The sequence below is a fragment of the Staphylococcus caledonicus genome (assembly GCF_016238465.1).
Lineage (GTDB): Bacteria > Bacillota > Bacilli > Staphylococcales > Staphylococcaceae > Staphylococcus > Staphylococcus caledonicus.
On the sequence record NZ_JABTXV010000001.1, the window covers coordinates 712,032 to 737,130 of the forward strand.

Annotated in this window: 19 protein-coding genes; 17 read left to right on the plus strand and 2 right to left on the minus strand. The window is 33.7% G+C overall.

The window, feature by feature from the left end; all coding sequences use genetic code 11:
• Nucleotides 1–110: 110 nt before the first annotated feature.
• The 8 genes from smc (at nucleotide 111) to rplS (ending at nucleotide 9,075) form a co-directional block, all read left to right on the plus strand.
• Nucleotides 111–3,680 (plus strand): chromosome segregation protein SMC, encoded by a 3,570-nt coding sequence (gene smc / locus HS848_RS03690; RefSeq protein ID WP_198611305.1) that lies wholly within the window; start codon nucleotides 111–113, stop codon nucleotides 3,678–3,680.
• Entirely contained in the window at nucleotides 3,677–4,897 is a 1,221-nt protein-coding gene (gene ftsY, locus HS848_RS03695; RefSeq protein WP_198611306.1) for a signal recognition particle-docking protein FtsY, read from the plus strand. The genes smc and ftsY overlap by 4 nt, the downstream gene beginning before the upstream one ends.
• Nucleotides 4,884–5,216 carry a putative DNA-binding protein gene (locus HS848_RS03700; RefSeq protein ID WP_198611307.1) on the plus strand — a complete coding sequence of 111 codons (333 nt, stop codon included), beginning with the start codon at nucleotides 4,884–4,886 and terminating at the stop codon, nucleotides 5,214–5,216. Before ftsY ends, HS848_RS03700 begins: the two co-directional genes overlap by 14 nt.
• A 25-nt stretch (nucleotides 5,217–5,241) precedes the next feature.
• Nucleotides 5,242–6,612 carry a signal recognition particle protein gene (ffh, locus tag HS848_RS03705; protein ID WP_107507632.1) on the plus strand — a complete coding sequence of 457 codons (1,371 nt, stop codon included), beginning with the start codon at nucleotides 5,242–5,244 and terminating at the stop codon, nucleotides 6,610–6,612.
• 232 nt (nucleotides 6,613–6,844) lie between these two features.
• The gene (rpsP, locus tag HS848_RS03710; RefSeq protein WP_103166702.1) at nucleotides 6,845–7,120 is read left to right on the plus strand and encodes a 30S ribosomal protein S16; all 276 of its coding nucleotides are present in this window, start codon (nucleotides 6,845–6,847) and stop codon (nucleotides 7,118–7,120) included.
• Nucleotides 7,121–7,379: 259 nt separating this feature from the next.
• The gene (gene rimM / locus HS848_RS03715; protein WP_107507630.1) at nucleotides 7,380–7,883 is read left to right on the plus strand and encodes a ribosome maturation factor RimM; all 504 of its coding nucleotides are present in this window, start codon (nucleotides 7,380–7,382) and stop codon (nucleotides 7,881–7,883) included.
• Nucleotides 7,883–8,623: a tRNA (guanosine(37)-N1)-methyltransferase TrmD gene (gene trmD / locus HS848_RS03720; protein ID WP_119526843.1), complete on the plus strand. Its 741-nt coding sequence runs from the start codon at nucleotides 7,883–7,885 to the stop codon at nucleotides 8,621–8,623. The genes rimM and trmD overlap by 1 nt, the downstream gene beginning before the upstream one ends.
• A gap of 101 nt (nucleotides 8,624–8,724) precedes the next feature.
• Nucleotides 8,725–9,075, plus strand: coding sequence for a 50S ribosomal protein L19 (rplS, locus tag HS848_RS03725; RefSeq protein ID WP_103166699.1), 351 nt, complete (start codon nucleotides 8,725–8,727; stop codon nucleotides 9,073–9,075).
• Nucleotides 9,076–9,422: 347 nt separating this feature from the next.
• Here rplS and HS848_RS03730 read toward each other — a convergent pair whose 3' ends face one another.
• Nucleotides 9,423–12,032 (minus strand): YfhO family protein, encoded by a 2,610-nt coding sequence (locus tag HS848_RS03730; protein ID WP_198611308.1) that lies wholly within the window; start codon nucleotides 12,030–12,032, stop codon nucleotides 9,423–9,425.
• On the minus strand, nucleotides 12,025–14,625 hold the full coding sequence (locus HS848_RS03735) for a YfhO family protein (RefSeq protein WP_198611309.1): 2,601 nt from the start codon (nucleotides 14,623–14,625) through the stop codon (nucleotides 12,025–12,027). Before HS848_RS03735 ends, HS848_RS03730 begins: the two co-directional genes overlap by 8 nt.
• Before the next feature lie 242 nt (nucleotides 14,626–14,867).
• Between HS848_RS03735 and ylqF the strand changes: the two genes are divergently transcribed.
• The 9 genes from ylqF to hslV all read left to right on the plus strand — a co-directional run bounded on the left by ylqF (nucleotide 14,868) and on the right by hslV (nucleotide 25,043).
• Entirely contained in the window at nucleotides 14,868–15,752 is an 885-nt protein-coding gene (ylqF, locus tag HS848_RS03740; RefSeq protein WP_198611310.1) for a ribosome biogenesis GTPase YlqF, read from the plus strand.
• Nucleotides 15,736–16,503 (plus strand): ribonuclease HII, encoded by a 768-nt coding sequence (locus HS848_RS03745; RefSeq protein WP_198611311.1) that lies wholly within the window; start codon nucleotides 15,736–15,738, stop codon nucleotides 16,501–16,503. Before ylqF ends, HS848_RS03745 begins: the two co-directional genes overlap by 17 nt.
• A gap of 111 nt (nucleotides 16,504–16,614) precedes the next feature.
• Nucleotides 16,615–17,781, plus strand: coding sequence for an ADP-forming succinate--CoA ligase subunit beta (sucC, locus tag HS848_RS03750; protein ID WP_103166256.1), 1,167 nt, complete (start codon nucleotides 16,615–16,617; stop codon nucleotides 17,779–17,781).
• 21 nt (nucleotides 17,782–17,802) lie between these two features.
• The gene (sucD, locus tag HS848_RS03755; RefSeq protein WP_107507623.1) at nucleotides 17,803–18,708 is read left to right on the plus strand and encodes a succinate--CoA ligase subunit alpha; all 906 of its coding nucleotides are present in this window, start codon (nucleotides 17,803–17,805) and stop codon (nucleotides 18,706–18,708) included.
• Nucleotides 18,709–18,996: 288 nt separating this feature from the next.
• The gene (dprA, locus tag HS848_RS03760; RefSeq protein ID WP_198611312.1) at nucleotides 18,997–19,860 is read left to right on the plus strand and encodes a DNA-processing protein DprA; all 864 of its coding nucleotides are present in this window, start codon (nucleotides 18,997–18,999) and stop codon (nucleotides 19,858–19,860) included.
• Between the two features lie 198 nt (nucleotides 19,861–20,058).
• On the plus strand, nucleotides 20,059–22,128 hold the full coding sequence (topA, locus tag HS848_RS03765; RefSeq protein WP_198611313.1) for a type I DNA topoisomerase: 2,070 nt from the start codon (nucleotides 20,059–20,061) through the stop codon (nucleotides 22,126–22,128).
• A 25-nt stretch (nucleotides 22,129–22,153) separates the two neighbouring features.
• A complete protein-coding gene (gene trmFO, locus HS848_RS03770; RefSeq protein ID WP_198611314.1) occupies nucleotides 22,154–23,461 on the plus strand; it encodes an FADH(2)-oxidizing methylenetetrahydrofolate--tRNA-(uracil(54)-C(5))-methyltransferase TrmFO in 1,308 nt (435 codons plus the stop codon).
• A gap of 142 nt (nucleotides 23,462–23,603) precedes the next feature.
• Nucleotides 23,604–24,497: a tyrosine recombinase XerC gene (xerC, locus tag HS848_RS03775; protein WP_198611315.1), complete on the plus strand. Its 894-nt coding sequence runs from the start codon at nucleotides 23,604–23,606 to the stop codon at nucleotides 24,495–24,497.
• The gene (gene hslV, locus HS848_RS03780; RefSeq protein WP_103166262.1) at nucleotides 24,498–25,043 is read left to right on the plus strand and encodes an ATP-dependent protease subunit HslV; all 546 of its coding nucleotides are present in this window, start codon (nucleotides 24,498–24,500) and stop codon (nucleotides 25,041–25,043) included.
• Nucleotides 25,044–25,099 lie beyond the last annotated feature (56 nt).

The following is a 25,099-nucleotide window of genomic DNA, read 5'->3' on the forward strand; positions in this document are numbered from 1 at the left end:
TATATCGGTTTTCTAGAGTGAATTATTAATGTCTCAGTCTCTTCCAACTCCATTGAATATTGTCCTCTTCTCAACAAGAATGAGTATGAATGATTAACAAGGAGAATAGTATGGTGTATTTAAAATCAATAGATGCCATAGGGTTTAAATCATTTGCAGATCGTACTGATGTCCAATTCGATAAAGGTGTAACTGCAATTGTCGGTCCTAATGGTAGTGGGAAAAGTAATATTACAGACGCCATTAAATGGGTGCTAGGCGAGCAATCAGCTAAATCTCTGCGTGGCTCTAAAATGGAAGATATTATTTTCTCAGGTGCAGAACATCGTAGTGCCCAAAATTATGCAGAAGTTCAATTAAAATTAGATAATAAAGCAAGACAACTGCAAATTGATGCTGATGACATCGTGGTTACACGTCGTTTATACCGCAGCGGTGAAAGCGAATATTATTTAAATAATGATAAAGCAAGATTACGTGATATTACTGAGTTGTTCTTAGATTCTGGTTTAGGAAAAGAAGCATTTAGCATTATTTCGCAAGGTAGAGTAGATGAAATACTTAATGCGAAACCTATCGATAGACGTCAAATACTCGAAGAATCTGCAGGTGTCTTAAAATACAAAAAACGTAAAGCTGAATCACTTCAAAAATTAGATAGTACGGAAGATAACTTATCTCGCGTCGAAGATATTTTGTATGATTTAGAAGGTCGAGTTGAGCCCTTGAAAGCTGAAGCTTCGATTGCCAAAGAATATATACAACTATCGAAAGAAATGAAACAAAGTGATGTTATTGTCACTGTGCATGACATTGACCAATATTCAGAAGACAATCGCGAATTAGACCAACGTCTTAATGATTTAAAGAGTCAACAAGCAGACAAAGAGGCAAAACAAGCCCAAATCACCCAATACTTACAAAAGCAAAAAACAAAGCGTCAACATATTGATAATGAAGTTGAACAATTGAATTATGATTTAATTAGAGCAACTGAAGAGTATGAAAAATATACAGGACAATTAAATGTCTTAGAAGAAAGAAAACGTAACCAATCTGAAACTAACGCACGCTTTGAAGAGGAATTAGAGAATCTTAATCACGAATTAGAGACTGTACAACATGAGAAGAAAAGTGTTGAACAACAACGTGCTTCTTTAAAAGATAAACAAAAACAACTGAACAATGAAATTCATCAATTAGAATCTCAATTATATGTATCAGATGAACAACATGAAGAAAAGTTAGAAACGATAAAAAATAATTACTATGAATTAATGTCCGAACAGTCTGATGTAAATAATGATATACGTTTTCTTGAACATACGATTAAGGAAAATGAAGCTAAAAAATCTCGTCTTGATTCACGTTTAGTCGAAGCATTTAATCAACTTAAAGAAATTCAAACAGAAATTACTACAGTGAATAATCAACATCAAGAGACTTTAAAACAACTCAAAGATATTGAAAAAAATACGCAACAACTTGAGAAAGATTTATCCGAAGCTAAACGTCTACAAACAGAGTATGAAGATAAGTTATATCAAGCATACCGCTATACAGATAAAATGAAAGCAAGAGTTGAAAGTTTAGAAACTCAAGAAGAAGATTATACTTATTTCTTTAATGGTGTTAAACATGTATTAAAAGCCAAACATCACACACTACAAGGGATTCGTGGCGCTATAGCTGAAGTAATTGATGTGCCTTCTGAATTAACACAAGCGATAGAAACCGCATTAGGCGCTTCCTTACAACATATTATAGTTGATACGGAAAAAGATGGACGTCAGGCTATCCAATTTTTAAAACAAAAAGGTCTAGGCAGAGCAACCTTCCTACCCTTAAATGTAATTAAGCCAAGAAGATTAACTACGGATATTAGACAAATAGCACAAAATTCAAACGGGTTTATTAATGTAGCCTCAGAGGCTGTGCGTGTAAATTCCGAATATCAAGATGTAGTTGGAAACCTTCTAGGTACCACTATCATCGTGGATAACCTTAAAAACGCCAATGAACTTGCGAGAGCTATTCAATATAAAACGAGAATTGTTACGCTTGAAGGGGATATAGTAAACCCAGGCGGTTCGATGACTGGCGGTGGCGCGCGTAAAACTAAAAGTATCTTGTCACAAAAAGATGAGTTAACTACAATGCGTACGCAATTACAACAATATCAAACGCAAACACAAGAATTTGAAAAGCAATTGCAACAACAAAAAGATAAAGTTGAACAAATGAGTGAAGCATATTTCACTTTAAGCCAACAATATAATGAAATTAAAGAGACATCTCATAATGAAGCGCTTCAGTTAGATCGTTTAAAAACACAAGAAACACATATTAAAGATGAACATGAAGAATTTGAATTTGAGAAAAATGATGGTTATCAAAGTGAACAAAGTCGTATTACTTTAACTGAAAAACAAGAACGCTTATCTACGATTAAAGAACAACTTAAACAACTTGAAGAAGATATTGAACGCTATACGCAGCTTTCTAAAGAAGGAAAAGAAAATACTACACAAGTTCAACAACAATTAAATCAAAAACGTTCTGATCTCGCCGTAGTTAAAGAACGAATGAATGCTCATAAATCATCTTTAGAGCGAATTGACAAACAAATTACTAATATAAGCCAACAATTACATGACGTACAAGAAAAAATCGAATTGTTTAATTCCGACGATATGATGGGTAAGCAAGCTTTTGACAAGCTTCAAGCTAATATTGAAGAAAAAGAAACCTTGCGTGAAACAATAACGAATAAATTAAAAGATTTAAAACAACAACGCATGGATATTAATGAAGATATAGAAATTCATGAAGCCAAACTTCAAGAATGTCATCAAGATTTACTTTCTATTGAAAGTTTTTATCAAGATATTAAAGCGCAACAATCTAAATTAGATGTCCTAATCAATCATACCATTGATCATTTGAATGAAACGTATCAATTAACTGTAGAACGTGCACGAGAAGAGTACCATTCAGATGATACGATTGACTCTCTTAGAAAAAAAGTGAAACTTACTAAGATGTCGATTGACGAATTAGGACCAGTGAATATCAATGCCATCGAACAATTTGAAGAATTAAATGAACGATATACCTTCCTTAACGATCAACGTAACGATTTACGTGAAGCCAAACATACACTTGAACAAGTTATAAGTGAAATGGATCAAGAGGTTAAGGGACGTTTCAAAGATACTTTCTTACAAGTACAAGAACATTTTTCTACAGTATTTCAGTCGTTATTTGGCGGAGGGCATGCTAAATTAGAATTAACTGATGATGACTATTTATCAGCAGGAGTAGATATTATAGTACAACCTCCTGGTAAGAAGTTACAGCACTTATCTTTATTAAGTGGCGGTGAACGTGCTTTAAGTGCCATTGCATTACTTTTCGCCATATTGAAGGTTCGTTCCGCGCCATTTGTTATACTAGATGAAGTAGAAGCGGCACTTGATGAAGCTAACGTGATACGCTATGCCCAATTTTTAAAAGAATTATCTATGCAAACCCAATTTATCGTTATTACACACCGTAAAGGAACAATGGAATATTCCGACCGTTTATACGGCGTGACAATGCAAGAATCAGGCGTTTCTAAATTAGTAAGTGTAAATTTAAATACAATAGATGAGGTTATGGAGGAGGAACAAGTATGAGTTTCTTTAAACGATTAAAAGATAAATTTTCAACTAAATCTACAGATGATATTGAGCAAGAGCTAACTGAAGAAGAAGCCCCAAGTGGTGAACCTTCACAAGAAGATAGCGATTCAGAGCCTGCGCCTAGAAAGAAACCACGTAAATTAAGTGAAGCTGACTTTGACGATGATGGTTTAATTTCAATTGAAGACTTTGAAGAAATCGAAGCTCAAAAAATGGGTGCGAAATTCAAAGCTGGTTTAGAAAAATCACGTCAAAACTTCCAAGAACAATTAAATAATTTAATTGCACGTTATAGAACTGTTGATGAAGAATTCTTCGAAGCTTTAGAAGAAATGTTGATTACAGCCGATGTAGGTTTTAATACCGTAATGCAACTAACTGAAGAATTACGTGTAGAAGCACAACGCCGTAATATCCAAGAAACTGAAGATTTACGTGAAGTTATTGTGGAAAAAATTGTCGAAATTTACCATCAAGAAGATGATCATTCAGAAGCAATGAATCTTGAAGATGGACGTTTAAACGTTATCTTAATGGTAGGTGTCAATGGTGTAGGTAAAACTACAACTATCGGTAAGTTAGCTCACCGTTATAAAATGGAAGGCAAAAAAGTAATGCTTGCCGCGGGTGACACTTTCAGAGCTGGAGCTATAGACCAATTACAAGTTTGGGGCGACCGCGTAGGTGTAGAAGTAGTTAAACAAAGTGAAGGTTCAGATCCAGCAGCCGTAGTTTACGATGCAATTAATGCAGCTAAAAATAAAGGTGTAGATATTTTAATCTGTGATACAGCAGGTCGTTTACAAAATAAAGCTAACTTAATGCAAGAGTTAGATAAAATGAAACGTGTGATTAATCGCGCCGTACCAGATGCACCACACGAAGCATTATTATGTTTAGATGCTACAACAGGACAAAACGCATTGTCTCAAGCACGTTCATTTAAAGAAGTAACAAATGTTTCAGGTATCGTATTAACTAAATTAGATGGTACTGCCAAAGGTGGTATCGTACTTGCGATTAGAAATGAACTCCATATTCCAGTTAAATACGTAGGTCTAGGTGAAAAATTAGACGATTTACAACCATTCAACCCTGAAAGCTATGTTTATGGTTTATTCGCCGATATGATTGAACAAAATGAAGATATCCCTGAAGAAATAGCCAACTCAGACTCTGAGAATGAGGAACACACACATGGGGAAAAATGATTTAGTCAAAACGTTAAGAATGAATTATTTATTTGACTTTTATCAATCATTATTGACCGAAAAACAACGTAATTATCTTGAATTATTTTATCTAAAAGATTACTCATTAAGTGAGATTGCAGAGACATTTGATGTGAGTAGACAAGCAGTTTATGATAATATAAGAAGAACTGGCGATTTAGTTGAAAATTATGAAACTAAGCTAAATTTATATGAAAAGTTCCAACAACGCCAACATATCTATGAACAGATGAAATTATCACTAAAAGATGCTAATAAATTACAACATTATATTAATCAATTAGAAGAACTTGAATAACTAGAGACAAAGGAGGGCAATTAATATGGCATTTGAAGGATTATCCGATCGTTTGCAGAATACAATGCAAAAAATTCGCGGTAAAGGTAAAGTGACTGAAGCAGACATTAAAACTATGATGCGTGAAGTACGTCTTGCTTTACTTGAAGCCGATGTTAACTTTAAAGTAGTAAAAGATTTCGTAAAAACTGTATCAGATCGCGCCCTAGGATCAGACGTAATGCAATCATTAACACCTGGTCAACAAGTCATAAAAATTGTACAAGATGAATTAACACAATTAATGGGAGGAGAAAACACTTCCATTACAATGGCTAATAAACCGCCAACAGTCGTAATGATGGTCGGTTTACAAGGTGCCGGTAAAACAACAACTGCTGGTAAATTAGCGTTATTAATGCGCAAAAAATACAATAAAAAACCATTGTTAGTCGCTGCCGATATTTATCGTCCAGCTGCGATTAACCAATTACAAACAGTAGGTAAACAAATTGACATCCCAGTCTATAGTGAAGGGGATCAAGTTAAACCGCAACAGATTGTTGAAAATGCTTTACAACACGCTAAAGAAGAACATTTAGATTTTGTTATTATCGATACTGCTGGACGTTTACACATTGATGAAACATTAATGAATGAACTTCAAGAAGTGAAAGAAATTTCAAAACCAAATGAAATTATGTTAGTAGTAGATGCTATGACCGGTCAAGATGCCGTGAATGTAGCACAATCATTTGACGATCAATTAGATGTTTCAGGTGTAACACTAACTAAATTAGATGGCGACACACGTGGTGGTGCGGCATTATCTATTCGTGCGGTTACTCAAAAACCTATTAAATTTGTAGGTATGAGTGAAAAGCTAGACGGTCTAGAATTATTCCATCCTGAACGTATGGCTTCTCGTATCCTTGGTATGGGTGACGTTTTAAGTCTCATTGAAAAGGCTCAACAAGACGTTGACCAAGACAAAGCTAAAGACTTAGAAAAGAAAATGCGTGATTCTTCATTTACATTGGATGATTTCTTAGAACAATTAGATCAAGTTAAAAACTTAGGTCCACTTGATGATATTATGAAAATGATTCCAGGTATGAATAAGATGAAAGGCATGGATAATTTAAATATGAGCGAAAAACAAATCGATCATATTAAAGCAATTATTCAATCAATGACACCGGCAGAAAGAGAAAATCCAGCTGTCTTAAATGTATCTCGTAAAAAACGTATCGCTAAAGGTTCTGGTCGTTCATTACAAGAAGTGAACAGATTAATGAAACAGTTTAACGATATGAAGAAAATGATGAAACAATTTACTGGCGGTAGTCGTAAAGGTAAAAAAGGTAAACGTAGTCAAATGGAAAATATGCTAAAAGGCATGAACTTACCATTTTAATAAAATAAACGAGGAGCGGGTTTGGAATCATTGATAGTTTCATTAGATTTCAGTCACCGCTCCTTTAAAGTTAAAAGTATGTTATTCAATGACTAAAAATAGACACTAAATTTTATTTAATGAGATAAATTTATTTGGTAAAGAAAAAACTCTTTACAAAGTTTTATGTTCCTGTTATCATTATTTCTTGTAGAAAATAAAAAATGAAAAGATTTAAAGGAGAGTTTTATATATGGCAGTTAAAATTCGTTTAACTCGTTTAGGTTCAAAAAGAAATCCATTCTATCGTATCGTTGTAGCTGATGCTCGTGCGCCACGTGACGGTCGTATCATCGAACAAATCGGTACTTACAATCCAGCTAGCGTTAATGCTCCAGAAGTTAAAATTGACGAAGAATTAGCTTTAAAATGGTTAAAAGACGGAGCTAAACCAACTGATACAGTTCACAATATCTTATCTAAACAAGGTATTTTAAAAACTTTTGACGAACAAAAACATACTAAATAATTAGTACAAACTTTATTATAATAGAGTTTAACGAGCCTAGGGCATTGATATTAGAATGTTCTAGGCTCGTTAGTTTAGAACAAGTTAACGAGTAAGAAACTATGTTCAACCTTAATTCTATTGATGGGCGGGGTGATGAAATCGTTGAGAATCAATTAGATTTCCACTCCGCTTTCTTATGGTTAAAAGTTACTTAAATGCATGGTATGATAAATATATTATTTTAAAATAACTATAAAGTGTTGAGAGAGGTGCGAACATGCAAGTTGAGGTTGGCCAAATTGTAAATACACATGGTATAAAAGGTGAGGTTAAAGTAAAATCTAATTCTGATTTTACAGAAACCCGTTTTCAACCTGGAGAAACTTTGTTTGTAAAACATAATAATAATGAAATTGAGCTCACAATCACATCCTATCGTGTGCACAAAGGCTTTCATATGCTTAAATTTAAAGGTATCGATAATATTAATGATGTAGAACATTATAAAGGAGATTATTTATACCAAGAACGCGATCATGATGATATTGAATTAGACGAAAATGAATTTTATTATTCAGATATCATCGGTTGTACAGTGTTTAACGAGGAAAATAATCCTATTGGACGTGTGATTAATATTTTCGAAACCGGCGCAAATGATGTGTGGGTAGTTAAAGGGGATAAAGAATATCTTATACCTTATATTGCAGACGTAGTAAAAGACGTTGATGTTGATAATAAGACAATTCGAATCACACCTATGGAAGGATTGTTAGATTAATGAAAATCGATTATTTAACGTTATTCCCTGAAATGTTTGAGGGTGTCCTTCAACATTCGATTTTAAAACGTGCTCAAGATAAAGAAATTATCACAGTTAATACTGTTAATTTTAGAGATTATGCGATTAATAAGCATAATCAAGTTGATGATTATCCGTTTGGTGGAGGCCAAGGGATGGTATTAAAGCCAGAACCTGTGTTTAATGCGATGAAAGATTTACAACGTAGTGAAAAAACACGAGTGATTTTAATGTGCCCTCAAGGTCGTCCATTTTCTCAAAAAATTGCACAAGAATTGAGTGAAGAAGAACATCTTGTATTTATTTGTGGTCACTATGAAGGATACGATGAACGTATTAGAGAGCATTTAGTGACGGATGAAATTTCAATGGGAGATTATGTTCTAACAGGTGGAGAATTGCCTGCAATGACAATGACAGATGCTATTGTACGCTTAATACCAGGCGTCCTAGGTAATCAACAATCTCACCAAGATGATTCTTTTTCAGATGGGTTACTAGAATTCCCTCAATATACCCGTCCTAGAGAATTTGAAGAAATGACTGTGCCGGATGTCTTATTATCTGGAAATCATGCCAACATTGAACAGTGGCGTCATGAACAAAAATTAATTCGAACGTATACTAAACGTCCTGACTTGTTAGAAGATTATCCTTTAACTGAAAAAGATAAAGAAATTATAGAAAGCTATAAAAAGCGATTGAAAAACGAGAAGTAGTATGCTAATATATATCAAGTGTGAAAAGACACTAAAAATCACTATGATCCGCTGCTATATGTATGTCGAGGCAAGAACATAGGTTGAAGGAGAGTATATAAATGAGTAATCATAAGTTAATCGAAGCAGTAACTAAATCACAATTACGCACTGACTTACCAGCTTTCCGTACTGGTGACACTTTACGTGTACACGTACGTATCGTTGAGGGTTCACGTGAACGTGTCCAAGTATTCGAAGGTGTTGTAATTAAACGTCGTGGTGGAGGAATTTCTGAAACTTTCACAGTTCGTAAAATTTCTTCAGGTGTAGGTGTGGAACGTACATTCCCATTACACACTCCAAAAATCGAGAAAATCGAACTTAAACGTCGTGGTAAAGTACGTCGTGCTAAATTATACTACTTACGTAGTTTACGTGGTAAAGCTGCTAGAATCCAAGAAATTCGTTAATCAGCATTATAAACATAAGCATGAGATAAAGGTTAGAAACAACAGTTATCTTACAAATAAGCTTCTAATATCTTCTTGTAGAGGAGATATTAGAAGCTTTTTATTTTAGTACTGATTTGTGAGTGAATCCTAGTTTTGTACATATTCATTTCTAGTCAACCTTGCCGGGGCGGGGCTACGAAATCTTGGAAATTACATTAGATTTCTGTCCCGCTCCCCCAGGAAATGCTAGCCAAACAATACGTAGTATTGATAAAAATTAATAAAAAGAAGCGTAGAGAAGATTGAATCTTCTCTACGCTATTACTTTGGGATTTATTCCCAAGTAAACTTATATATACCTAATTTTAGTGTTTTCTTTTTAACCATAGACTAAATACAATGCTAAGCACGATACCTATAACACTTACAATGATTAAAGGATAAAAATATGGTGGAGTGTAAGTTACTCGGATATGCGTATCTCCCTTACTGACAGGAATCGCAGTCATAATGCCATTAGCTTCTTTTACATCGACATCTCTACCATTCACTGTCGCATGCACGCCTTTAGCATAAACGGTAGGAAGAACGACGTAACCGGAGCTTTGCTTAGGTTTTGTCACTGAGTAACCATTTCGTTCTTCTTGTACTTTAACAGGTGTTAAGTCCTCTGTCGCTTTGTGCAGAGTATGATAGTCTTCTCCGTAAATTCCTTTAATAGATAGGCGATAGTTACCAGTCGATAATCGTACTTTTAATTCATCAGATGATTTCACTCGCATTGTGACAGGTGTTACAAAACGTCGATATTTATAGGTCAATTCATTTCGATTTTGTGAATATTCATTGATACCTACTGTGTGTGCTTTATCAGGTGAGAGTAACTCGACGTCCATTTCTACATATAAATCTTTGTACTTATTAGCAATAGAATTAGGTAAATTTAATGTTAAGCCACCGTTATCTTTGTTTACTTTTAAATGATTCTTATCTTTCCAAGTTGCATCTCTGGTAGAAATGTCCGCTTCATCTAATAAATTTTCATTTTTAGGAAGTGAAGTAGTTGATTTCTCTGAATGTTGGTCAAAGACGACGCCCTGTAACATAGCTTGTTCACGATCTAAAGGAGATTTAAGTTCATCAGCCTCATAAACCTTATCAGTAACATGTACTGCTGGATAATCCGTTGTATTTTTACTATGAACTAATTTATCTTTGCCATTTACGAAAGTGTCTACCTTTTTAAAGCCATAAGGCATGTTTAAGTCGTTTGGATGACGGAAGCGATCTTGTACATTCCATAAGGCCTCGAGATTAGCACGATTGCCCAAATAACGATACGTACTATTTTTATCTACAGGCATATTAATTTGCATTAATTTATCATAATATTTCAATATATCTCCATCAAAAATACTGGAATATAATGAAATGCCATTATAGTGATAGATAAAAGGCGAATTAAGCGCATATCCTGACATATAATCGATGCGATGGAATGGATCTTGATTGTCGTGATTTAACTTGTCGATAGTTTTCGCAAGTACAGGGTTGTGATAGCTTGGATCTTTAATTGTATCTGTAGTCGTCGCGTATGGATTAATAGTGCGTTGTCTTGAATCATGGGTCATAACGACTTGTTGAATGATAAATAGGACAACAATAGCTAATAGTACGAAAGAGTTATTGAGCCACTTTTTCTGCCAGACAAGTAATGCCAAGACGATGATGATAAGAAACGCTACAATCATCCAGTTGACGAAGTTATCTGCTATTATAAAACGCACAATACCTACTATTAAAAAAGGTAGCGCTGCAAATGAAAATTGCTTCATAGATAGTTCTGACAAATGTTGAATATATAACGCACATAACGCACTAGTAGATAGAACTAAAAAGTATACCCAACGACGCTGTGGTAATGAGAAACCGTTAAATGCGCTATCAAAATACTGTGATAGTGAGCCGATGAGTAAAAACCAAGTAATTATGGCAAACAAGCGATAATAATAGTATTTATATAATTTAAAAGTTAATAACGCAACAAGTGCAACAAGCGTAATCGTAATATAAAAACCATTTGAGAATATATAATAATTATTATTTGTTAAATCAGTAAATAATGAGATTTTAAAATCACTATTCTGCTGTCTATCATTATTTAAAAATGATGAGACGCCTGTATAAAATCCCCAAATACTTGATAGTACGGCTAGTATTACACCAATTACGAGTAAATAGAACTTTTGCCAACGTGTAACTATATCGTAGCGATAGTGGAAGATAATACGTAATATGAAATAAACGCCTAGGACTATCGCTTGGTAGTAACTAAAATAAAAGTTAGAAAACAGTGTTATTGCTACTGAGAAAATAAATAATCCAATTTTACGTTGTTGGAAAAATCGTTCCATGCCCCAAAGTGATAAAGGTAAAAATATTAATAAATTACCATAAAATGACCATGTAAAATTATAATAAAGTACAACGGTCGATAAGCCATACAAGATGGTCGCAATCATCAGTGGAGCAGGTTTTAATTTTAAATATCTAAAATAGTAAAACGCACAAATAAATGAAATCACACTACGGACATAGGCTACTATGAGTTGGTTAGTGGGCCAAAAACTTATGTTGTGAGGATTCCAGTTTAATAAATGTTCACCTAACCAGATAATTAAAAAATTGAGCCACATAATTGGTGATAATGAGTAATAGTAAGCTAAACCTTTAACATAGTCTCCGCCTAAGCCAAATGAATGGTCGTAAAAACCTCTTAAGTGAGTTATATGTTCATATAAATAAAGTTGAAATGGCATCATTTGTCTAAAGCCATCACCGGAACCGCTAAATACTACGCCATCTTTGATGAAATCTCGAATAAATGGATAATAAATAGTTAAGGTTAGTAAATTGGCAATGATAAATATAAATCCGAAGGTCCATAACGGTTTCGTCCAAACTTTCTTAATCAATGTGCTTCCTCATCTTTCTTTTTGAATTGCTAAATCTAACAAATATAATACTTATAATGATACTTATTAATGAAATGATTATCATGGTATTCCAATAAGGTGGTTGGTATTTAATAACAATCTTTTTAGCGTCTTGATTAACGGGCACGCCAGTCATCATATAGTTAACCTTCATTGGTTGAACACGCTTACCATCTACATAAGCGCGCATGCCATGTCGATATGGAATATTAATAGAAGCAATCCCTTTTTTATGGTGTGATAAATGAGCTTCTATACCATTTTTAATATCCTTATAAAATGAATTGAAATCGGCTTTACGATGAGCCTGTTTAAGCGTAGCATAATTCTCTCCGTTTAATTGTTGTAAATTTAAATTAAATTCACCATCTGGGGATAAGGTAATATTAATATTACCATTTTTATCTGGTTGAGTACGATAGAGCTGAGTATCAACTCCAGTACGATAGGTTGAATTATTAAATAAACGGTGATTAGCATAATTATTGATAGCTACAGTATAGTTACTGTCAGGCTGGCCACGTTTAATCTTCATCGTGACATAGAAATCTTCGTATTTTTCTCTTAGTGTCTTAGGAAGATGTAATGAAATCGTTCCTCCCTTGCCACCAACGACTTTATATTTACCATCACTCAATTGTTTTATATTTTTATATTTAATTGTAGTTTTAGGTAATAAATTGTCAGCTTTGTTTTTATATTTAGCGCCTTTACTCTCCATAATCACGCCATCTAACATCGCATGTTCTCGATCAAGTGCAGTCGATAAGTTCTGACTATTGTATACATTATTTGTGACCTTTATAGATGGTAAATTAAGTTTATTTTCATATATCGTGTATTGCCCACTTGTTTTAATTTTTTGAAAATGGGCAGGTAAATTGCCTTGATAGTCCTTTAACATCATATAGCGAACCGAGAATAGACTAGCGATATTTTGGCGACCATTCATAGATTGATAACGACTTAATGATTCTTCAGCTAAATTTATCTTCAAAGCGTCATAATAAAAATCGAGAATATTATGATGGAAGATACTTGAATATAAGCTAAGACCTTTGAAATGTTGATACATAGGTGTGTTATCTTGCTCGTTTACACGCCAATCAATACGCTCATCTCCCCGTTTAGCGTGATCCATTTCATTTACAAGTGAACGTTGTAAGTCAGAACTATAGAGACTTGAATTAACATAAAACGTATTTGCACGCTCTTGATGGTCTTTAAAGTAAATTTGATTTTTAATAAATACTATCGAAACCATAATGCTTAATAGAATAATTGACACACCATACATATAGCTCAATTTAAGACGATATTTTCTATCTTTTAAAATTAAGATCAATAAACCAATCAATGAAACAATCGGTACAAGTACTAACCAAGCCACAAACTTGTGGTAAGTAATGGCACTCGCGAAAATAATAATTTCAGCTACAATATTACTAAATACATATGCTTTAATACTTAACGTTCTAAAATATTTAAGAAATAAACCAATAAGCATTGCAGAATTAAATGCTAGGATAAAATGCCAACGTTTCTGAGGCGCAGAAAAACCGTTATATAGCTGGTCAATAAAAGGAATAAAGTTAAATAATATAAAGACAATTGATAATAAAGCAAACAAGCGATAATAGAAATGTTTGTAGAGTTTAAAACATAATAATGCTTGTAGCGTAATAAATAACAAGACAATTAAGTAATTATCGAAGAAGATGTTCGTATTAATATTAAGCTTTTCAAAAGGTTGAACTTCGCCATTAAAGGGCGCACGTCGATTGTTTAAAAAGCTTTGCGCTCCATGAAAGAAAATAAATAAACTATTGCCTAAACCTAGTACCGCACTAATGACTAGGAATAATAGTGCTTTTCCACGTGAAATAGTATCTTTTCGATGTCTAAAGATAAGTCTGATTAATATGTAGCCTGCACCTATAAGTGTTAAATAATATGCGAAATAAAAATTATTGATAAATGATAACGTGATGGTAAAAATGAATAATCCAAACTTCTGTTTTTGTAAAACTCTTTCAATAGATAAGAGTAATAATGGCATCCAAATAAACACATCACTAAAGAACGGCCAATATACAGTGAAACGATAATATAAAGGCGACATAACAAATAAGAAGGACATAATTAAACTTAGCCAATGGTTTTTAGTGATAAATCTGCTATACAAATATGTACAATACATCGCAATACTAGCTTTTAAGATTGATACTATAAGGGCATTGACCATCCAAAACATTAAGCCTTCAGTATGTAAAGAAATAAATGATTTTAAAATTATTATAATAAACACGTTAATGATAAATAGTAAATTTGTGGAGAAATAATAGCTTAAATCTGTAAAGAAGTCTCCAGCTAAACCAAAATCAGTAGCGTAGAATAGATTGCCTTGACTCCATTTCTCAAATAAATACATTTGAATAGGAACCATTTGTTCCATGCCATCATTTGGGCCTGTAAATAGTATCCCGTCATGAACAAATCGGTAAATAAGATAGCTATGTCCTAACAATGATAATGCTAGGAATAAGCCGATAAAAATGAATGTTTTTTTCATGTTTATACCTCTAAAATAAAGATTACTAATTTAAAATAATACAACACATTTAAATTGTAGGGGATAGATGGGTCGATTAAAAGTAATTATACTTTTTAAATGATTTATTTATAACTATTTAATCACCTAATTAATGAATGATAAAATAGAAGAGATTGATTTAGTATTAGTGGTTAGGTTTCTAATTTTCAAGTATAATCAATAAGTTGAATTCGAATTAAATGAAAGCAAGGTGACAGACTATGGCAATACAATGGTATCCAGGACATATGGCGAAAGCTAAGAGAGAAGTAACAGAACAACTAAAAAAAGTAGATGTTGTGTTTGAATTAGTTGATGCGCGCATTCCCTATAGCTCTAGAAATCCGATGATTGACGATGTAATTAAACAAAAACCTCGTGTCGTTATTTTAAATAAAAAAGATATGTCAAATTTGAAAGAAATGCAGAAATGGGAAGGTTTCTTCATCGATAAAGGTTATTATCCTGTAGCGGTGGATGCTAAACACGGTAAAAATTTAAAAGGTGTAGAAACAGCAGCGATTGAAGCTACTAAAGAGAAATTTGAAAAAGAAAAAGCCAAAGGCCTTAAACCACGTGCAATCAGAGCAATGATTGTAGGCATCCCAAATGTTGGTAAATCTACTTTAATAAATAAGCTAGCTAAGAAGAATATCGCACAAACTGGAAACAAACCAGGTGTAACTAAACAACAACAGTGGATTAAAGTAGGACAATCCTTACAACTTTTAGATACGCCGGGGATTTTATGGCCTAAATTTGAAGATGAAACAGTTGGTAAAAAGCTAAGCTTAACGGGTGCAATTAAAGATAGTATTGTACATTTAGACGAAGTAGCAATTTATGGCATGAATTTCCTAATAGAGCACGATCTTGATGCGTTTAAGCAACATTACAATATAGATGTAGCAGAAGATACTGAAATCCTAGAATGGTTCGATGCTATAGGACGCCGTCGTGGCCTTCTCCAAAAAGGTAACGAAGTAGATTATGAAGCTGTAATTGAACTAATTATTAATGATATGCGTAATGCTAAAATTGGAACATATTGTTTTGATTTATATTCAGAAATGAAGAGTGAAATAGATCATGACACTAACAATTAAGGAAGCGAAAGACTTATTAGAAACGATTCAGTCTGTTGATGACTTGAACCAGCACGAGTTAAATAAGGATAAACGTAAAGGTATTCAACAAAGCATAAATCGACGTCGCAAACAGCTACTAAAAGAGCAAGAGATGATTGAACATTATAATTATATGAATAAATATGAAAACATGTTACTTGGAGAAAATCCGGAAGCTTTAATTTGTGGTATAGATGAAGTTGGTCGGGGGCCTTTAGCAGGTCCCGTAGTAGCATGCGCAGTAATATTAAATACAGGGCATAACTTCTTAGGATTAGATGATTCAAAAAAGTTATCAGCTAATAAACGTGAAATGTTAAATGCACAACTTAAAGAAGATGTACTAGATTATGCTTATGGCATCGCCAGTCCTAAAGAGATAGATGAATTAAATATTTATAATGCAACGAAATTAGCTATGGAGCGTGCTATAGGACAACTTAAACAACAACCTAACTATTTACTCATTGATGCCATGAAATTAGATAATGATATTCCTCAAACTTCAATTATCAAAGGCGATGCAAAGAGTGTATCGATTGCTGCTGCTAGTGTTATGGCAAAAGAATACAGAGATACGCTAATGAAAGCTTTAGCCGAGGAATATCCTGGTTACGATTTTGAGAAAAATGTGGGCTATGGTACTAAAGCGCACTTAGAAGGATTGAGAAACCTAGGGATTACTCCTTATCATCGCAAAAGTTTTGAACCGATAAAGTCTATGTTGTAATTATTTGAATTTTAAATTTATTGGCAAAAGTGGAACACTTTCAGTTTACAATAGCGCTTTCATTTTCTATAATTGTAGATGAACTTAACCTAAGAAACAGGAGGATGGAAGATGAATATCCACGAGTATCAAGGTAAAGAAATATTTCGTTCAATGGGCGTAGCTGTTCCAGAAGGACGAGTTGCATTTACTGCTGAAGAAGCGGTGGACAAAGCGAAAGAATTAAATTCAGAGGTTTATGTGGTAAAAGCACAAATCCACGCTGGGGGTAGAGGTAAAGCAGGTGGAGTTAAAATTGCTAAGTCATTATCTGAAGTTGAAACTTACGCGAACGAATTATTAGGGAAACAATTAGTAACACATCAAACAGGTCCAGAAGGTAAAGAGATTAAACGACTTTATATCGAAGAAGGTTGCGATATTCAAAAAGAATATTATGTAGGTTTTGTTATCGACCGTGCTACAGATCGCATTACTTTAATGGCTTCTGAAGAAGGCGGTACTGAAATTGAAGAAGTAGCCGCTAAAACACCAGAGAAAATATTTAAAGAAACAATTGATCCAGTGGTAGGTTTATCACCTTACCAAGCACGTCGTATTGCATTTAACATCAATATTCCTAAAGAATCAATTAATAAAGCAGCGAAATTTTTAATTTCATTGTATAACGTATTTATTGAAAAAGATTGCTCAATTGTCGAAATCAATCCACTAGTAACTACTGGTGAAGGGGAAGTATTAGCATTAGATGCTAAGATTAATTTCGATGATAATGCTTTATTTAGACATAAAGATATTCAAGAATTACGCGATTTAGAAGAAGAAGATCCAAAAGAAATTGAAGCATCTAAATATGACTTGTCATACATCGCTTTAGATGGCGACATTGGTTGTATGGTTAATGGTGCCGGTTTAGCAATGGCAACTATGGATACAATCAATCATTTTGGTGGAAATCCAGCAAACTTCCTAGACGTAGGTGGCGGCGCTACTAAAGAAAAAGTTACTGAAGCATTTAAAATCATCTTAGGCGATGACAATGTTAAAGGTATCTTTGTAAATATTTTTGGTGGAATCATGAAATGTGACGTTATTGCCGAAGGTATTGTAGCAGCAGTTAAAGAAGTAGAATTAACTTTACCATTAGTTGTACGTTTAGAAGGTACAAACGTTGAACGTGGTAAAGAAATCTTAAACGATTCAGGATTAGCAATTGAACCAGCAGCAACAATGGCTGAAGGCGCACAAAAAATTGTTAAACTTGTTAAAGAAGCGTAAGGAAAGGATGGGAACACTAAGATGAGTGTATTTATAGATAAGAATACTAAAGTAATAGTACAAGGTATCACAGGGTCTACTGCCCTTTTCCATACAAAACAAATGCTTGATTATGGTACACAAATTGTCGCAGGGGTAACACCAGGTAAAGGTGGACAAGTTGTAGAAGGTGTACCGGTATATAATACTGTAGCAGAAGCTAAAGAAGAAACTGGCGCTAACGTATCAGTCGTATATGTACCAGCTCCATTTGCCGCAGATTCTATTTTAGAAGCTGCTGATGCTGAATTAGATATGGTTATTTGTATTACTGAACATATCCCAGTAGTCGATATGGTTAAAGTTAAACGCTATTTAGAAGGTAGAAAAACACGTTTAGTTGGACCAAACTGTCCAGGTGTAATTACTGCAGATGAATGTAAAATAGGTATTATGCCAGGATATATTCATAAAAAAGGTCATGTCGGTGTTGTATCTCGTTCTGGTACATTAACTTATGAAGCTGTACATCAATTAACTGAAGAAGGTATCGGCCAAACGACAGCAGTAGGTATTGGCGGAGACCCAGTAAATGGTACAAACTTTATTGACGTTCTTAAAGAATTTAATGAAGATGAAGATACTAAAGCAGTAGTAATGATTGGTGAAATCGGTGGTACTGCTGAAGAAGAAGCAGCTGAATGGATTAAAGCAAATATGACTAAACCTGTAGTAGGTTTCGTTGGAGGTCAAACTGCTCCTCCAGGTAAACGTATGGGTCACGCAGGTGCAATTATTTCTGGTGGTAAAGGTACTGCAGCTGAAAAAATTAAAACATTAAATGAATGTGGCGTTAAAACTGCAGATACACCTTCAGAAATTGGTACTACATTAATTGAAGCAGCTAAAGAAGCTGGAATTTACGAACAACTATTAACAGTTAAATAATAAAGAATTAGTTAATATTAGGCTGAGGTACTCATTTGAGTGTCTCAGCCTTTAATATGTCGATAATTAATGAAATTAAATATGTATTTAAAGCGTTCTTCTAATGATTTAAAGTTCAATTGCATTGAGAGGAAAAATTTAAAGACAAGTAAATAAAAAAGTTAACATAAGTATAGTAAGTAGAATACTTATTAAATTTAGATTTAATTTTAAAAGATTTTGTATAATAAATGAAATGTCACTCCTAATATTTAACGCTATAATTATCTAAAAGGAGAAGACCACATAATGAATAATGACCACTTATTATTAAAGATGGTATGGGCTGGTTATTCAACACAACAAGTACATCATCTTTTGAAACTATACCCAGAACTTTTAACATATTCATATAGAGATCAGTTAGATACTTTGAAGTCTTGGGAACAGCTATACAGTCGTAAAAAATTGATAGATTATGTTAGTAACCTTAAAATAAATGAAATCTTAACTTATCTAAAGAAACACAATATTAATTTCCTAACTTCGTTTGATTCCTTATATCCTTCCTTACTTAAAGAAATTTATGATTATCCTTTGATACTATTTTACAGAGGGAACCCCCAATTATTTAAAACGACACTTACTTTAGGCGTAGTTGGTTCACGTAATGCCACAACTTATTCCGATAATGCACTAAGATATTTATTTTCCCAATTTACTACACATCTCCCGCTTACCATCGTTTCTGGACTTGCTATTGGGGCTGATAGTCTGGCACATTACTACGCATTAAAATATAATCTTCCTACGATAGCTGTTCTAGGCTATGGCCATTTAAAACATTATCCAAAAGAAACTCTAAAATTACGCAATATAATTGAAGAAAAAGGATTAGTGATTAGCGAATATCCTCCATTTAAAAATATAACAAGATACCATTTTCCACAGCGCAACCGTTTAATTAGTAGGCTTTCACGAGGTGTACTGATTACAGAAGCAAGAATTAAGAGTGGCAGTCAAATTACCATTGATTCCGCAATCGACCAAAATAGAAATGTATATGTGCTACCAGGGTCGATGTTTAACCCCCTTACAAAAGGAAATTTGTTGAGAGCGCAAGAGGGTGCTATGATTGTTTCAGAAGCGGAAGATATTTTATGCGATTATTAATAGTAGTTATTTCTATAAAATCTTTATTTCAATATAATTGGTATTTCTCCATATGAAGTATATAGTTATTTTATATTTGAGAAATTAATTTGTTTTTCAATTAGAAAAGGAAGGCAATAGAATTTAATTATTGACAAAAACAAAATTAACCGTTTATCATTTATCTTTAGTAACTGAAAAAGCAAGGGGGAATTCACTTTGGCAGATAATTTAGTCATAGTTGAGTCGCCTGCAAAAGCTAAAACCATTGAAAAGTATTTAGGTAAAAAATATAAAGTTATAGCTTCTATGGGACATGTACGCGACTTACCGAGAAGTCAAATGGGTGTCGATGTAGAAGATAATTATGAACCAAAATATATTACAATACGCGGTAAAGGTCCAGTCGTAAAAGACTTAAAAAAATATGCAAAGAAAGCTAAAAAAGTATTTCTTGCAAGTGACCCCGACCGTGAGGGTGAAGCGATTGCTTGGCATTTATCAAAAATATTAGAACTTGATGATTCAAAAGAAAACAGAGTTGTATTTAATGAGATAACAAAAGAAGCAGTTAAAGAAAGCTTTAAACATCCACGAGATATTGAAATGGACTTAGTAGATGCGCAACAAGCGCGTCGTATTTTAGATAGATTAGTTGGTTATAACATTTCTCCAGTACTATGGAAAAAAGTTAAAAAGGGCTTATCAGCAGGGCGTGTTCAATCAGTCGCATTAAGATTGGTTATTGATAGAGAAAACGAAATTCGCAACTTTAAACCAGAAGAATATTGGTCAATTGAAGGCGAATTTAGATATAAGAAATCAAAATTTAGTGCCAAATTTTTACATTATAAAAATAAGCCTCATAAATTAAAAAATAAAAAAGACGTAGAAAAGATTATGGCCGAACTTAATGGTGACGAATTTGAAATCACTAATGTTAATAAGAAAGAAAAGACTAGACAACCGGCAAATCCTTTTACTACTTCTACATTACAACAAGAAGCGGCTCGTAAATTAAATTTTAAGGCCCGCAAAACAATGATGCTTGCTCAACAATTATATGAGGGTATCGACCTTAAAAGACAAGGTACGGTAGGTTTAATTACTTATATGCGTACTGATTCAACACGTATCTCTCAAACAGCCAAAGATGAAGCTAAAAACTATATTCAAGATAAATATGGTAATGATTATGTTTCTCATAGAACAGCTAAAGGTAAACAAGGGGATCAAGACGCTCACGAAGCGATTCGTCCATCAAGTACGCTACGTACACCAGACGAAATGAAAGCATTTTTAACTAGAGATCAACATCGTTTATATAAATTAATTTGGGAACGATTTGTAGCTAGTCAAATGGCTCCAGCAATTCTAGACACAGTTGCTTTAGATGTCACACAAAACGACATTAAATTTAGAGCAAACGGTCAAACTATTAAATTTAAAGGCTTTATGACTTTATACGTGGAAACAAAAGACGATAAAGAAAACGATAAAGAGAATAAATTACCAAATTTAAGTGAAGGTGATAAGGTTACTGCAACTCAGATTGAACCTGCACAACACTTTACACAACCGCCTCCACGTTACACTGAGGCTCGCTTAGTTAAAACATTAGAAGAGTTGAAAATTGGACGACCTTCAACGTATGCGCCAACTATCGATACTATTCAAAAGCGTAACTACGTTAAATTAGAAAGTAAACGTTTCGTACCTACAGAGTTAGGTGAAATTGTGTATGAACAAGTAAAAGATTACTTCCCAGAAATCATTGATGTGGAATTCACAGTTAATATGGAAACGTTATTAGATAAGATTGCAGAAGGCGATATCGGTTGGAGAAAAGTAATCGACAATTTCTATGGTAGTTTTAAATTAGACGTTGAACGTGCTGAGGAAGAAATGGAAAAAATAGAAATTAAAGATGAACCTGCAGGAGAAGATTGTGAAGTATGCGGTTCACCTATGGTTATTAAAATGGGACGCTATGGTAAATTCATGGCATGTTCTAACTTCCCAGACTGTAGAAATACTAAAGCGATTGTGAAAACAATAGGCGTGACATGTCCAAAATGTAAAGATGGAGATGTAGTTGAAAGAAAATCTAAGAAAAATAGATTGTTCTATGGCTGTTCAAACTATCCAGAATGCGACTTTATTTCATGGGATAAACCAGTTGGTCGTGATTGTCCTAAGTGTAATCACTATCTTATGGAGCATAAAAAAGGCCGTAGCTCACAAGTTATTTGTTCAAACTGTGATTATAAAGAAGAAACTCAAAAATAGATAAATTAATTTAAGGAGGGGAATTATGGATCAACCTGTTAATGTAGTAGGTGCAGGGCTAGCTGGATCGGAAGCAGCATATCAATTAGCTCAACGAGGTATCAAAGTTAATTTAATTGAAATGCGACCTGTTAAACAAACACCAGCTCACCATACTGATAAATTTGCTGAACTTGTATGTTCAAATTCATTACGTGGTAATGCACTTACAAATGGTGTAGGCGTACTAAAAGAAGAAATGCGCCGTTTAGATTCATTAATTATTGCCGCTGCTGATAAAGCAAGAGTACCAGCGGGCGGAGCACTTGCAGTAGATAGACATGATTTTTCTGGCTATATTACTGAAACGTTAAGAAATCACCCTAACGTTACTGTTTTAAATGAAGAAATTCATAGTATTCCAGAGGGTTATACAATTATTGCTACTGGACCACTAACTACTGAAAATTTAGCTAAAGAAATTGTAGATATTGCTGGTAAAGATCAATTGTACTTTTATGATGCAGCTGCCCCAATTATTGAAAAAGACTCAATTGATATGGACAAAGTGTATTTAAAATCACGTTATGACAAAGGCGAAGCAGCTTATCTAAACTGTCCTATGACAGAAGAAGAATTCAATCGTTTCTATGATGCGGTATTAGCTGCTGAAGTAGCGCCGGTTAATGAATTTGAAAAAGAGAAATACTTTGAAGGTTGCATGCCTTTTGAAGTTATGGCGGAACGTGGTCGTAAAACACTATTGTTTGGTCCAATGAAACCTGTAGGTCTTGAAGATCCTAAAACAGGAAAACGCCCATTCGCAGTAGTTCAATTAAGACAAGATGACGCTACTGGAACTTTATATAATATCGTTGGTTTCCAAACTCATTTAAAATGGGGCGCGCAAAAAGAAGTTATTCAATTAATCCCAGGTTTGGAAAATGTAGATATCGTCAGATATGGCGTAATGCATAGAAATACATTCATTAACTCTCCAGATGTATTAAATGAAAAATACGAATTAATTAATGAGAAAAGAATTCAATTTGCAGGGCAAATGACTGGAGTTGAAGGCTACGTAGAAAGTGCAGCAAGTGGACTTGTTGCAGGTATTAATTTAGCTCATAAACTTCAAGGTAAAGGCGAAGTGATTTTCCCAAGAGAAACAATGATAGGTAGTATGGCTTATTATATTTCTCACGCTAAAAATGAAAAAAACTTCCAACCTATGAATGCTAACTTTGGTTTATTACCTTCACTTGAAAAACGCATTAAAGATAAAAAAGAACGCTATGAAACACAAGCCAATAAAGCCTTGGAATATTTAGAAAACTATAAAAAAACTCTATAACTTTATAAAATAATTAAATCAATTTTGTAAAAATTATTTCGATATTTTGAATAATTCTCAAAAGATTTTGAATTCTATAGCTAATTATTTTAGTCCCCTTTATGTTATATGCTACAATGCATATGATGGAGGGGATTTTTAAGTGAAAGAAATCCAAGAGATATTTTTAAATATGCTCAAAGTTGAAAGAAATTTCTCTGCCCATACGCTTAAGTCATATCATGATGACTTAATACAATTTAATCATTTTTTAGATCAAGAATTATTAAATTTAAAAATATTCGAGTATAAAGATGCAAGAAATTACTTAAGCTTTTTATATTCTCAAAATTTGAAACGTACCACTGTATCTAGAAAAATTTCGACATTAAGAACGTTCTATGAATTTTGGATGACACAAGATGAATCAGTGGTTAATCCTTTTGTTCAGTTAGTCCATCCTAAAAAAGAACAATACTTACCTCAATTTTTCTATGAAGAAGAGATGGAAGAATTATTTAACACTGTAGCAAAGGATTCTAAAAAAGGATTACGTGACAGAGTTATCTTAGAATTGCTTTATGCTACGGGAATCCGTGTTTCAGAGCTTGTAAATATAAAATTAAGTGATATCGACATGTCCTTACCTGGTGTGAAAGTATTGGGAAAGGGTAATAAAGAGCGTTTTGTTCCTTTCGGAGAGTTTTGTCGCCAAAGTATTGAACAATATTTAAACGAGTTTAAACCTGTTCAACATGCGCGACATTCTTTTTTGATTGTAAATATGAAAGGTGAAGCGATAACTGAAAGAGGAGTTAGACATGTACTTAATGATATAGTAAAACGAACAGCTGGCGTGACGGAGATTCATCCTCATAAGCTAAGACACACGTTCGCTACACATTTACTAAACCAAGGTGCAGACTTAAGAACCGTTCAATCTCTATTAGGTCATGTGAACCTCTCTACAACAGGGAAGTATACACATGTATCTAATCAACAATTACGTAAAGTATATTTAAATGCACATCCTCGAGCGAAAAAGGAGAGTAAATAAATGAGTAATACATCATTACATGCTACAACGATTTATGCTGTTAGACACAACGGTGAAGCAGCAATGGCTGGCGATGGCCAAGTTACACTTGGTGAACAAGTCATTATGAAACAAACTGCCCGTAAAGTGAGAAGGCTATATGAAGGTAAAGTTTTAGCTGGATTTGCTGGAAGTGTAGCTGATGCGTTTACTTTATTTGAGAAGTTTGAAACCAAATTACAACAATTTAGTGGTAACTTAGAACGCGCAGCAGTCGAGCTTGCTCAAGAATGGCGAGGAGATAAGCAATTACGTCAACTTGAAGCAATGTTAATTGTTATGGATAAAGACGCTATATTAGTTGTAAGTGGTACTGGTGAAGTAATAGCGCCTGACGATGACCTCATTGCTATTGGGTCAGGAGGCAACTATGCTTTAAGTGCTGGTAGAGCCTTGAAACGTCATGCTTCTCAAATGTCAGCTAAAGAAATGGCATATGAAAGTTTAAAAGTAGCATCAGATATTTGCGTCTTCACAAATGATAATATTATCGTGGAAACGCTATAATTTTCTAAAAATGAGAAATGAATAGAAATGGACATACATTTAGTTGGAGGTAAACA

Coding starts and splice junctions, on each gene's coding strand:
- hslV (WP_103166262.1), top strand. CDS start 24,498: ATGAGTAATACATCATTACATGCTACAACGATTTATGCTGTTAGACAC.
- smc (WP_198611305.1), top strand. CDS start 111: ATGGTGTATTTAAAATCAATAGATGCCATAGGGTTTAAATCATTTGCA.
- HS848_RS03745 (WP_198611311.1), top strand. CDS start 15,736: ATGACACTAACAATTAAGGAAGCGAAAGACTTATTAGAAACGATTCAG.
- trmD (WP_119526843.1), top strand. CDS start 7,883: ATGAAAATCGATTATTTAACGTTATTCCCTGAAATGTTTGAGGGTGTC.
- trmFO (WP_198611314.1), top strand. CDS start 22,154: ATGGATCAACCTGTTAATGTAGTAGGTGCAGGGCTAGCTGGATCGGAA.
- rpsP (WP_103166702.1), top strand. CDS start 6,845: ATGGCAGTTAAAATTCGTTTAACTCGTTTAGGTTCAAAAAGAAATCCA.
- HS848_RS03735 (WP_198611309.1), bottom strand. CDS start 14,625: ATGAAAAAAACATTCATTTTTATCGGCTTATTCCTAGCATTATCATTG.
- ylqF (WP_198611310.1), top strand. CDS start 14,868: ATGGCAATACAATGGTATCCAGGACATATGGCGAAAGCTAAGAGAGAA.
- sucD (WP_107507623.1), top strand. CDS start 17,803: ATGAGTGTATTTATAGATAAGAATACTAAAGTAATAGTACAAGGTATC.
- HS848_RS03700 (WP_198611307.1), top strand. CDS start 4,884: ATGGGGAAAAATGATTTAGTCAAAACGTTAAGAATGAATTATTTATTT.
- sucC (WP_103166256.1), top strand. CDS start 16,615: ATGAATATCCACGAGTATCAAGGTAAAGAAATATTTCGTTCAATGGGC.
- dprA (WP_198611312.1), top strand. CDS start 18,997: ATGAATAATGACCACTTATTATTAAAGATGGTATGGGCTGGTTATTCA.
- rplS (WP_103166699.1), top strand. CDS start 8,725: ATGAGTAATCATAAGTTAATCGAAGCAGTAACTAAATCACAATTACGC.
- ffh (WP_107507632.1), top strand. CDS start 5,242: ATGGCATTTGAAGGATTATCCGATCGTTTGCAGAATACAATGCAAAAA.
- ftsY (WP_198611306.1), top strand. CDS start 3,677: ATGAGTTTCTTTAAACGATTAAAAGATAAATTTTCAACTAAATCTACA.
- rimM (WP_107507630.1), top strand. CDS start 7,380: ATGCAAGTTGAGGTTGGCCAAATTGTAAATACACATGGTATAAAAGGT.